Origin of the sequence: uncultured Muribaculum sp., assembly GCF_910583865.1 — a bacterium.
Taxonomy (GTDB): Bacteria; Bacteroidota; Bacteroidia; order Bacteroidales; family Muribaculaceae; genus Muribaculum.
Genome location: NZ_CAJTYX010000061.1, coordinates 1 through 10,565 on the forward strand (window position 1 = coordinate 1; position 10,565 = coordinate 10,565).

Sequence of the window (10,565 nt, forward strand, 5' to 3'; positions counted from 1 at the left end):
GCTGATCACCGACCCGCGCTTGGGTCGTTTCTCAAAAGCGAGTGCAAAGTTAGACGTTTCTTCCGTAGTCTCCAAAAATTTCGACAAGAATTTTACAGTGTCAAAGTAGCACCACACTATAATCACAGGGATATCAATAATATACGAAAATATATTTAACACTCATTCACACTCGCTCATCAATACGCGCACTCCCGCGTACATATATTGAGGCTTCATTGGCACCGACATGTCGGGGATTTTTCATATTTTTGTGGAAATAAAAACAATCCCCACGTAGCAATGAAAAAAGAACTTGCATCAATACTGTGCTTGCTCGCCTCCATATGCGGAATGCAGGCAGCCACACCCCACGTGAGATTTAAAAATGAAGCCACCGACACCGCACGCATAAACACAATCCTGATAGATGCCGCCAAGGCCGTGGGAGACGCACGTCCGGAAAAGCGCGTAGCATACATAGCGAAACAGTTCGCCGGCAAGCCCTACGTGGCGTCGACCCTCGAAGGAGAAACGGAGGAACTTACGGTGAACATGGACGAGATGGACTGCACGACGCTGATCGACAACGTGGCCGCGCTGGCATTCACGATCGGCGAGGGCCGCACGTCGTGGCGCGACTTCATCTACAACCTGAAACGTCTGCGATATGCCGGAGGAGAAATCAACGGGTATGCCTCTCGGCTGCACTATGTGAGCGCGTGGATACTCGACAACGTGCACCGTGGCAACCTCAAGGAAGCCACCAACAGCTTTCCCGAGGCCGAATACACGGTAAAGACGCTTGACTTCATCAGCAGACACCACGACAAATATCCCGCACTGGCCGACTCGGCCAACCTCGACGGAATAAAAAATGTGGAGCTGGGCTACCGCAACCACCGCTACCCCTATATAAAAAGCTCGCGCGTGGGCAACAAGGGGGTGACGGCGCAGCTGCACGACGGCGACATCATAGCCATCACCACCAAGATTCCCGGGCTCGACGTGCAGCACATGGGCATAGTGGTGATCGGCGATGACGGCATCCCCCACCTGCTCCACGCCTCCTCGGCAGCGGGGAAGGTGACGACAGAGACAGCACCGCTGGCCGACTATTTCAGGAAGAACCGTTCGGCCACGGGGATGAGAGTGATACGCCTTTGCGAATAACTATATGATATACACCCGCATAATACTACACCCGTGCAAGCAATAATATTAGCGGCCGGAATGGGACGCCGGCTCGGCGACCTGACCAAGGGACACACGAAATGCATGGTCGAAGTCAACGGCACAGCCTTGATCGACAGGGTGATCACCCAACTGTCGAAGCTCGGGCTGTCGCGGCTGATACTTGTGGTCGGCTACCGTGGGGAGCGGCTCAAGGAGCATATCGGAAACCGTTACGACGGAGTCATCGACATAGAATACATAGACAACCCCATCTACGACAAGACAAACAACATCTACTCGCTGGCACTCGCCAAGGAGAAACTTTGCGAGGACGACACGCTGCTGCTCGAATCGGACCTGATATTCGACGACCGAATGCTCGAGATGATCGTGAGCCATCCCGACCCCAACCTGGCGCTCGTGGCAAAATACGAGAGCTGGATGGACGGCACGATGGTGACAATCGATGCAGACCGCAACATTCTGAATTTCATACCCAAACAAGCATTCCGCTACGAGGACGCCGACATATACTACAAGACGGTGAACATCTACAAGTTCTCACGCGAGTTCTCGCGCGACGAATATGTCCCCTTCCTCGACGCCTACTCGAAGGTAATGGGCAACAACGAATACTACGAGCAGGTGCTGCGCGTGATCACGATGCTCCACGACTCGTCGCTGAAGGCGCTGCCGGTAGACGGAGAGAAGTGGTATGAGATCGACGACATACAGGACCTCGACATAGCGTCGGCCATCTTCTCGCACGACGAGGTACGCTACCAGGAGTACCACAAGCGCTACGGGGGCTACTGGCGCTTCCCGTCGCTGCTCGACTACTGCTACCTTGTGAACCCGTTCTTCCCGCCGAAACGCCTTGTCGACGAGATGAAGGCCAACTTCACCACCCTGCTCACCCAGTATCCGTCGGGGCAGAATGTCAACTCGCTGCTGGCAGCCAAGTATTTCGGCATACGCCAAGAATACGTGATCGTGGGTAACGGCGCCGCCGAGCTGATAAAATCGTTCGCCGAGAGCCATGCCCACGAGCGCATCGGAGTGATATACCCGACATTCGACGAATATCCCAACCGGCTTCCCGGGGCGGAAATAGTGCCGTTCATATCGACGAAGCCCGACTTCCGCTACGATGCCGACGACCTCATGGAGCACTTCGCCGACAAGCGGCTCGACCTGCTGCTGCTGATCAACCCCGACAACCCTTCGGGCAACTTCATACCGGTGGCCGACGTGCTGCGCCTGGCGGCATGGTGCCGTGAGCGCGGATGCGCGCTGCTCGTCGACGAGAGCTTCGTGGACTTCACAGACGATTCCGCCGGCAACACACTGCTGCGCAACACCACGCTGGCGGAGAACCCCAATCTGAGCGTGATGAAGTCGATCAGCAAGAGCTACGGAGTGCCGGGGCTGCGGCTGGGCGTGTTCGCCACCTCTGACACGGCCACCATAGTCCGTATGAAAAAGGACGTGGCCATCTGGAACATAAACTCGTTCGCCGAGTTCTACATGCAGATATTCGGGAAATACGAGGCCGACTATGCCAAGGCGTGCCGCAAGTTCATCGCCGAGCGCGAGCGTTTCTACGGGCTGCTCAGGGAGATCCCTTACCTCCACGTGATGCCGTCGCAGGCCAACTATTTCCTATGTGAGATCACCTCGCGCTTCACCTCGACCGAGCTGACCCGAGTGCTGCTCGACCACGACGTGTTTGTGAGCAACTGTGCGCGCAAGAAGAACATGAGCGCGCGCAATCTCGTGCGCCTCGCCGTTCGTTCGACCCAGGACAACGACCGACTCATTTCAATCCTAAAATCAATCTGACCTAATGGAGATCATTACAAGCACCGATATAGAGAACCTCGGCATCACGCCACTGCAATGCATCGGATGGGTGCGCGAGGCTTTCCTGATGAAGGACCGCTGCCAGCTGCCGGCGAAACTGTCGGTGCATCCGCGAGGCAACGACTTTTTCAACACGATGCCCTGCCTGCTGCCGCCGGAATATTCAAGGTTCGGCTGCAAGGTGGTGTCACGCGTAAAAGGTGCGCATCCGGCTCTTAAAAGCGAGCTGATGCTCTTCGACACCGAAAGCGGCGAGATGCTCGCCATGGTCAATGCCGACTGGATAACAGCCATGCGCACAGGTGCCGTGGCGACACTGGCGATAGAGACGCTCCGCAACAGCCGGGCGTCGGTCTACTCGTTCATCGGACTCGGGGCGATGGCCCGCGCCACGCTCGACTGCCTTATAGCCTCCAATGCCGACAATCATCTGCACATACGCCTTATGAGCTACAAGGACCAGGCGGAGAAGATCATCGACGAATATGGCAGCCATGGCAACGTGACCTTCGAGGCGGTCGACACGATAGAGGCGTTCGCGACGGATGCCGACGTGATAGTGTCATGCATCACCGACGCCGACAGGCTCGTAGTGGAGGACACCTCACTGTTTAAGCCGGGAGTGCTGGTGGTGCCCGTACATACGCGCGGATTCCAGAACTGCGACACGGTGTTCGACCGCGTGGTGGCCGACGACCGCGCCCACGTGGAAGGATTCCGCTATTTCAGCCGCTTCCGCGACTTTTCCCAGCTTGAGGAAGTGCTCAAGGGCGAAAGACCGGGGCGCACGTCCGACAATGAGCGCCTGCTCGCCTACAACATAGGACTCGGGCTCCACGACGTGCTCTACGCTACAAAGATTCTCGACATGCTCCACACACGGAATCAAGCATAGAAGGCAGGCATCGATGGGTGACAATCTTGGCAAGAGGGCTATAAAGGGGACGATATGGGCGTCGGTCGACCGCATAGGGTCGATGGGGCTGCAGTTCGTGGTCAATCTCGTGCTCGCCCGCCTGCTGACGCCCGCCGACTTCGGCGCCATCGGCATGATAATGATCTTCATCCTCGTCAGCCAGGTGTTTGTCGACGGTGGATTCAGCTCCGCCCTGATACAGCGCAAGGATTCCGACCAGACCGACTTCTCCACGATATTTTTCTGGAACATCGGCGTCGGGATGCTGTTCTACCTGACAGTTTTTCTCGGCGCGCCGTTCGTAGCGCGGTTCTACGAGATGCCCGTACTGGAGCCCGTGTTGCGCGTGCTCGGAGTGACACTTATCTTCAATGCCGCGATATCGGTGCAGACCACCCGGTTGCAGAAATCGCTGTCGTTCGGGAGCCTCGCTGCCATCGACATCGCATCGTCTCTCGCGGGCGGGGCGCTCGCCGTGGTCATGGCCATGCGCGGCATGGGGGTGTGGAGTCTTGTGGGGATGATGCTGTCGATGAGTGTTATAAAGGTAGTGATGTTCTACTGCGTGACACGCTGGCTGCCGTCGGCGGTATTTTCCAAGGCATCGTTGCGGCGGCTGTTCGCCTTCGGGGGATATCTGTTCTGCGCCAACCTCCTACAGACGGCGTGCCAGAACGTGCAGGGGATTATTATCGGCAAACGTTTCTCGGCATCGCAGATGGGATACTATTCTCAGGCCGACAAGCTAAACTCCATCTCAGGCTACACGCTGCCGCAAATAATCGTACAGGTGATGTATCCCGTGTATTCCCGGCTACAGGACGACCGGCCCAAGCTTGTGGCCACCATGCTTATGAATTTCCGAGTGATCGCTTTCGTGATATTCCCCCTGCTGTCGATGCTCGTGCTCGTGGCCGAGCCGCTCATAGTATGGCTCTACGGCGAGCTATGGCTGCCGTCAGTGCCCTATTTCCGCATCCTGTGCGCGGGGAGCGTGTTCATGTGCCTGACCAACATCAACTATTATGCCGTGGCGGCCGTGGGGCGCTCACGGCAGCTCTTTTTGTGGAGCTTCTACAAATGGGGGATGCTCCTGGCCTTGTTGCTCGTGGGGATGTGGGGCGGGATGACGGCCCTGATGTGGGCTATGGTTGCGAGTCATGCCAACATATTTCTGGTCAACGCGCTGCTGTCGCGGAAATGGGTGGGCCTTAGGCTGCGGGAACTTGTGCGGGCAGTCGCCCCCATCGCCTTGCTGAGCCTCGCTCTGCTGGGCGCGCTGACCGGCCTGCAGGAAACGGGATTACGGGTACACTGGGCATTGCAGGCATTGGCGTTCATGGCATCGTATGTGGGGCTCGCATATGCGTTGCGCTTCAGGGCCGTTAAAGAGACGATCGATACACTGCGGCGCCTGAAATCGCGGTAGCCGGAATAACCACGGCATAACGAAAGGATGGCCGTCCCGGGTTGCGGGGCGGCCATCCTTTATGTGGTTGTCAATGTGTTGTCACATTGACGGGGCGTTGATAGCACTTTGATTATGCCTGGGGCATCTTGGTGCGCTTGCCGTAGCCGTAGGCTGCGTCCTCGCCAAGCTCTTCCTGGATGCGGAGGAGCTGGTTGTACTTGGCCATACGGTCGCTGCGGCTTGCAGAACCGGTCTTGATCTGGCCGGCGTTGGTGGCAACGGCGATGTCGGCGATGGTAGCGTCCTCGGTCTCTCCGGAACGGTGGGAGATCACTGCGGTGTAGCCGTTGCGCTGTGCAAGCTCTACGGCGCGGAGGGTCTCGGTGAGCGAGCCGATCTGGTTGACCTTAACGAGGATGGAGTTGGCGCAGCCAAGCTCGATACCCTTCTTGAGGTACTTGACGTTGGTTACGAACAGGTCGTCGCCCACGAGCTGGCAACGGTCGCCGATGAGGTCGGTGAGAATCTTCCAGCCTTCCCAGTCGCCTTCTGCCATACCGTCCTCGATAGAGTCGATAGGATAGGTCTCGACGAGGGTCTTGAGGTATTCGGCCTGCTGCTGCGAGGTGTACTTGGGAGCGCCTTCGCCCTGCTTCCAGGTGTAGTCGTAGAGACCGTCCTTGAAGAATTCGGAGGAAGCGCAGTCAAGACCGATGGTCACGTCCTTTCCGGGCACGTAGCCGGCAGCCTCGATAGCCTTGATGATGACGTTGAGGGCATCCTCGGTGCCGTCGAGAGCGGGAGCGAAGCCGCCTTCGTCACCTACTGCGGTGGAGAGGCCGCGGTCGTGGAGCACTTTCTTGAGGTTGTGGAACACCTCTGTGCCCATGCGGATGCCTTCCTTGAAGCAGCATGCACCGATAGGACGGATCATGAACTCCTGGAAGCAGATGGGAGCGTCGGAGTGTGCGCCGCCGTTGATGATGTTCATCATCGGTACGGGGAGGCAGTAGGTGTTGCATCCGCCGATGTATTTGTAGAGGGGAAGATCGAGGTAGTCGGCAGCGGCCTTTGCAACGGCGAGCGATACGCCGAGGATGGCGTTGGCTCCGAGATTGCTCTTGGTGTCGGTGCCGTCAAGGGCGAGCATTGTCTCGTCGATGCGGATCTGGTCGAGCGCCGACATGCCTACGAGGGCATTGGCGATGGGGCCGTTGACGTTGGCCACAGCCTTGGTGACGCCCTTGCCCATATAGCGGTTCTTGTCGCCGTCGCGAAGCTCGAGAGCCTCGTTGACGCCGGTGGATGCGCCGGAGGGTACGGATGCACGTCCGCGTGCACCGGATTCGAGGATTACATCTACTTCGACGGTGGGGTTGCCACGGGAGTCGAGAACTTCACGTCCGATGATTTTTTCGATTTTCATAACTTGGTGATTTTAGATTATATGAGAGAATAATATTTTGGTCATTTAGCCGGACACAAAGATACGAATTTTTCAAATGACTGCTACGGCTTTAGCAAACTTTGTCAAATTTTTATAGATGACAAGAGGCCAACGGATAATCAGCGGGGATAAATATCACGCAGGGAGCACACAGAGATAGATATTACATCGGGTAGAAAGGAGATGGTAATCCCTGTGCACTCCATGTGCTCTGTGCGAGTTTTCAGGAGGGGAAATGCAACAATCGCAATCCGTCAATATGCCGGATACACGCAATAAACCGATTATGGCGGTGTGCCGGAATCATCGACACATCGCCATAATCGGTTTTATATCGGCTGACATGCAGTCAGCAGGTAGACGGCTTACTCGGCTGCTTCCTCTGCCTTGGGGGCTTCGGTTGCGGGAGCCTCGGCAGCGGGTGCTTCGGCTGCCTTCTCGGCTGAGCCTTTGCGGCTGCGGCGGGTGCGTCCTGCCTTCTTGGCGCCGGGCTGCTTCATCATGTTTTCGTCGTAGTCTACGAGTTCGATGAAGCAAGTCTTGGCGTTGTCGCCGAGACGGTTGCCGGTCTTGATGATGCGGGTGTAGCCACCGTTGCGGTCGGCGATCTTCTGTGCGATCTCGCGGAACAGCTCTGTGACAGCATATTTGTTCTGCAGGTGGGAGAACACCAGACGGCGGTTGGGGGTGTTGTCCTCCTTGGCGCGGTTGATGAGTGGCTCGGCATACATGCGGAGGGCCTTCGCCTTTGCAAGCGTGGTGAATATGCGCTTGTGCATGATGAGCGAGATGGTCATGTTGGCGAGCAGGGCATCGCGGTGAGCCTTCTTGCGACCGAGGTGGTTGAAGGATTTATTATGTCTCATCGTTTAATTAATCTTTGTCTAATTTGTACTTTGAAATATCCATGCCGAACGACAGGTTGAGGCTTGCAAGCAGCTCGTCAAGCTCGGTAAGGGATTTCTTACCGAAGTTGCGGAACTTCAGGAGGTCGGTCTTGTTGAATACGACAAGCTCGCCAAGTGTCTCTACCTCTGCGGTCTTTAAGCAATTGAGCGCACGCACCGAGAGATCCATGTCGGTAAGCTTCGACTTGAGGAGCTGGCGCATGCGCAGTACCTCTTCGTCAAACTCTTCGTTGTTGTCGGTCTCGGTGGTTTCAAGAGTTATCTTCTCGTCGGAGAAGAGCATGAAATGATAGATCAGAATCTTGGCGGCTTCCTTAAGGGCGTCCTTTGGAAGTATGGAGCCGTTGGTGGTAATCTCGATGATGAGTGTCTCGTAGTCGGTCTTTTGGTCTACGCGGAAGTTCTCTACGGTGTACTTTACGTTTTTGATCGGAGTATATATAGAGTCAATCGCAATCACATCGATGGGGTCGCCGGGGTTTGCATTTTCCTCGGCAGGCACCCAGCCACGGCCCTTGTTGATTGTAAGCTCGAGCTGAAAACTTGCATCGGGATCCAAATGACAAATGACCTGGTCGGGATTGAGGACCTCGAATCCCGTGAGCGCCTTGCCAATGTCACCGGCCTTGAACACCTCCTGCCCTGACACGGTGATGGTAGCCTTTTCGTCCTCGACATCTTCTACGGTCTGCTTCAGGTCGACCTTCTTTAGATTGAGGATGATGTTGGTCACGTCCTCCTTCACTCCGGGGATAGTGTCGAATTCATGCTTTACGCCATCAATGCGGATCGAGGAAATGGCAAAGCCTTCGAGAGAGCTCAGGAGGATGCGGCGCAGCGCGTTTCCCACCGTGATACCATAACCCGGCTCCAATGGCTTGAACTCAAACTTACCGAAGTGGTTGTCGGCTTCCAACATGACAACTTTGTCAGGTTTCTGAAATGCTAAAATAGCCATGGATCTATTGTTTGGAATGATTACTTGGAATACAACTCGACGATAAGCTGCTCCTTGATGTTTTCAGGGATGTCCTCGCGTGTGGGGATGTGCAGGAGCTTGCCTGCCTTGAGTGATTCGTCCCACTCGAGCCAGGGGTACTTGCTGTGGTTGAATCCTGCGAGGGCGTCGGCTATCACTTCGAGCGACTTGCTGCGTTCGCGCACGCCTACCACGTCGCCGGGCTTCACCTCGTAGGAGGCGATGTTGACAACGGCGCCGTTGACGGTGATGTGGCGATGGAGCACAAGCTGACGGGCGGCAGCACGCGTAGGTGCTATGCCCAGACGATAGACAACGTTGTCGAGACGCGACTCGAGGAGCTGAAGCAGAATCTCGCCGGTGATACCTTTCTTGCGTGCAGCCTTGTTGAAGAGGTTGTGGAACTGCTTCTCAAGAACGCCGTAGGTGTATTTAGCCTTCTGCTTCTCGCGGAGCTGTACGCCATACTCGCTGCTTTTGCGGCGCTTGTTGATGCCGTGCTGGCCCGGGGGGTAGTTCTTTTTCGAAAGAACTTTGTCAGCACCGAAAATAGGCTCACCGAATTTGCGGGCGATTTTAGTTTTTGGTCCGGTATATCTTGCCATTTTGTTTAGTCGGAAATTGATGGGAAAGGGTAACGACCGATGTGCATGGTAGTGCAGCCGCGACTACAGAGAGGTGATGAAAAATGTAGTCTATTCACGTCCCGTGCCATGTCGGCCTGTCGGATTCCCTTAGTTGAATAGAATGTAAGTGAAAGTAGAGTTCGGTTCCGGTTGCTTATACGCGACGGCGCTTGGGAGGACGGCATCCGTTGTGGGGCAGCGGTGTGACGTCGATGATCTCTGTCACTTCGATGCCTGCACCGTGGATGGTGCGGATTGCCGATTCGCGGCCGTTGCCCGGACCTTTGACGTAGGCCTTTACCTTGCGGAGACCCAGGTCGTAGGCGACCTTTGCACAATCCTGTGCCGCCATCTGGGCAGCATAAGGAGTATTCTTTTTTGAGCCACGGAAGCCCATTTTACCTGCGCTCGACCATGAGATCACCTGACCTTCGGAGTTGGCTAAGCACACGATAATGTTGTTGAAAGAGGAGTGAACATGAAGCTGGCCGTTGGCGTCAACCTTGACGTTTCTCTTCTTTGCTGCGACTGTCTTTTTTGCCATACTATATTATTATTTTGTAGCTTTCTTCTTGTTGGCAACGGTCTTTTTGCGACCCTTGCGTGTACGGGCGTTGTTCTTTGTGCTCTGACCGCGGACGGGGAGACCGTTGCGGTGACGGATTCCTCGGTAGCAGCCGATATCCATCAGGCGCTTGATATTGAGCTGGATCTCGCTGCGGAGGTCACCCTCCACCTTATAGTCGCGGCCGATTACCTCGCGGACGGCTGCGGCCTGGGCATCGGTCCAGTCCATAACTTTTGTATTTACATCGACTCCGGCCTTTTCAAGGATGGACTTGGCGGCGCTGCGTCCGATGCCGAAGATATAAGTCAAGGCTATTTCACCTCTTTTGTTCTGGGGGAGGTCGACTCCCACGATTCTAACTGCCATATTGATTGACTAAATTTTCTGCAAAGTTACAAAATTTATCCCTGACGCTGCTTGTACTTCGGATTTTTCTTGTTAATCACGTACAGACGTCCTTTGCGGCGCACGATCTTGCTGTCGGGAGTGCGCTTTTTGATTGATGCTCTAACTTTCATTTTTATCTTGTTTGTTTATTTGTATCGGAATGCTATCCTGCCTTTCGACAGGTCGTAGGGCGACATCTCCACCCTCACCTTGTCGCCGGGTAGGATGCGGATGTAGTGCATGCGCATCTTTCCGGAGATGTGGGCGGTGATTTCGTGGCCGTTCTCAAGCTCGACGCGGAACAT

12 protein-coding genes are annotated in these 10,565 nt (G+C 55.6%); 4 read left to right on the plus strand and 8 right to left on the minus strand.

Features of this window, described 5'->3' with window-relative positions; all coding sequences use genetic code 11:
- Nucleotides 1-282 precede the first annotated feature (282 nt).
- Genes QZ303_RS10170 through QZ303_RS10185 form a run of 4 tightly spaced genes read left to right on the plus strand, consistent with a single transcriptional unit; the run spans nt 283 to nt 5,363 of the window.
- On the plus strand, nt 283-1,152 hold the full coding sequence (locus tag QZ303_RS10170) for an N-acetylmuramoyl-L-alanine amidase-like domain-containing protein (RefSeq protein ID WP_295732398.1): 870 nt from the start codon (nt 283-285) through the stop codon (nt 1,150-1,152).
- Between the two features lie 33 nt (nt 1,153-1,185).
- The gene (locus tag QZ303_RS10175) at nt 1,186-2,997 is read left to right on the plus strand and encodes an aminotransferase class I/II-fold pyridoxal phosphate-dependent enzyme (protein WP_295732400.1); all 1,812 of its coding nucleotides are present in this window, start codon (nt 1,186-1,188) and stop codon (nt 2,995-2,997) included.
- Between the two features lie 4 nt (nt 2,998-3,001).
- Complete coding sequence (locus tag QZ303_RS10180) at nt 3,002-3,913, plus strand: ornithine cyclodeaminase (RefSeq protein ID WP_295732402.1); 912 nt, start codon at nt 3,002-3,004, stop codon at nt 3,911-3,913.
- Nucleotides 3,914-3,926: 13 nt separating this feature from the next.
- The gene (locus tag QZ303_RS10185; RefSeq protein ID WP_295732404.1) at nt 3,927-5,363 is read left to right on the plus strand and encodes a lipopolysaccharide biosynthesis protein; all 1,437 of its coding nucleotides are present in this window, start codon (nt 3,927-3,929) and stop codon (nt 5,361-5,363) included.
- 112 nt (nt 5,364-5,475) lie between these two features.
- Here the strand turns inward: QZ303_RS10185 and eno are convergent, their stop codons facing one another.
- The 8 genes from eno to infA all read right to left on the minus strand — a co-directional run.
- Nucleotides 5,476-6,771, minus strand: a complete 1,296-nt coding sequence (eno, locus tag QZ303_RS10190) for a phosphopyruvate hydratase (protein ID WP_295732406.1) — start codon at nt 6,769-6,771, stop codon at nt 5,476-5,478.
- Between the two features lie 386 nt (nt 6,772-7,157).
- Nucleotides 7,158-7,658: a 50S ribosomal protein L17 gene (gene rplQ, locus QZ303_RS10195; protein WP_295732408.1), complete on the minus strand. Its 501-nt coding sequence runs from the start codon at nt 7,656-7,658 to the stop codon at nt 7,158-7,160.
- A 7-nt stretch (nt 7,659-7,665) separates the two neighbouring features.
- Nucleotides 7,666-8,658, minus strand: coding sequence for a DNA-directed RNA polymerase subunit alpha (locus QZ303_RS10200; protein ID WP_295732410.1), 993 nt, complete (start codon nt 8,656-8,658; stop codon nt 7,666-7,668).
- A gap of 20 nt (nt 8,659-8,678) precedes the next feature.
- Nucleotides 8,679-9,284 (minus strand): 30S ribosomal protein S4, encoded by a 606-nt coding sequence (gene rpsD, locus QZ303_RS10205; RefSeq protein ID WP_295732412.1) that lies wholly within the window; start codon nt 9,282-9,284, stop codon nt 8,679-8,681.
- A 175-nt stretch (nt 9,285-9,459) separates the two neighbouring features.
- Nucleotides 9,460-9,849 (minus strand): 30S ribosomal protein S11, encoded by a 390-nt coding sequence (gene rpsK, locus QZ303_RS10210; protein WP_068961807.1) that lies wholly within the window; start codon nt 9,847-9,849, stop codon nt 9,460-9,462.
- Nucleotides 9,850-9,858: 9 nt separating this feature from the next.
- Nucleotides 9,859-10,239, minus strand: a complete 381-nt coding sequence (gene rpsM / locus QZ303_RS10215; protein ID WP_295732416.1) for a 30S ribosomal protein S13 — start codon at nt 10,237-10,239, stop codon at nt 9,859-9,861.
- 35 nt (nt 10,240-10,274) lie between these two features.
- Nucleotides 10,275-10,391, minus strand: a complete 117-nt coding sequence (gene ykgO, locus QZ303_RS10220; RefSeq protein WP_068961805.1) for a type B 50S ribosomal protein L36 — start codon at nt 10,389-10,391, stop codon at nt 10,275-10,277.
- Nucleotides 10,392-10,406: 15 nt separating this feature from the next.
- Nucleotides 10,407-10,565: translation initiation factor IF-1 (gene infA / locus QZ303_RS10225; RefSeq protein ID WP_295732419.1), on the minus strand; the 159-nt coding region annotated here is incomplete at its 5' end.

Coding starts and splice junctions, on each gene's coding strand:
- QZ303_RS10170 (WP_295732398.1), top strand. CDS start 283: ATGAAAAAAGAACTTGCATCAATACTGTGCTTGCTCGCCTCCATATGC.
- QZ303_RS10180 (WP_295732402.1), top strand. CDS start 3,002: ATGGAGATCATTACAAGCACCGATATAGAGAACCTCGGCATCACGCCA.
- QZ303_RS10185 (WP_295732404.1), top strand. CDS start 3,927: ATGGGTGACAATCTTGGCAAGAGGGCTATAAAGGGGACGATATGGGCG.
- eno (WP_295732406.1), bottom strand. CDS start 6,771: ATGAAAATCGAAAAAATCATCGGACGTGAAGTTCTCGACTCCCGTGGC.
- rplQ (WP_295732408.1), bottom strand. CDS start 7,658: ATGAGACATAATAAATCCTTCAACCACCTCGGTCGCAAGAAGGCTCAC.
- QZ303_RS10200 (WP_295732410.1), bottom strand. CDS start 8,658: ATGGCTATTTTAGCATTTCAGAAACCTGACAAAGTTGTCATGTTGGAA.
- rpsD (WP_295732412.1), bottom strand. CDS start 9,284: ATGGCAAGATATACCGGACCAAAAACTAAAATCGCCCGCAAATTCGGT.
- rpsK (WP_068961807.1), bottom strand. CDS start 9,849: ATGGCAAAAAAGACAGTCGCAGCAAAGAAGAGAAACGTCAAGGTTGAC.
- rpsM (WP_295732416.1), bottom strand. CDS start 10,239: ATGGCAGTTAGAATCGTGGGAGTCGACCTCCCCCAGAACAAAAGAGGT.
- ykgO (WP_068961805.1), bottom strand. CDS start 10,391: ATGAAAGTTAGAGCATCAATCAAAAAGCGCACTCCCGACAGCAAGATC.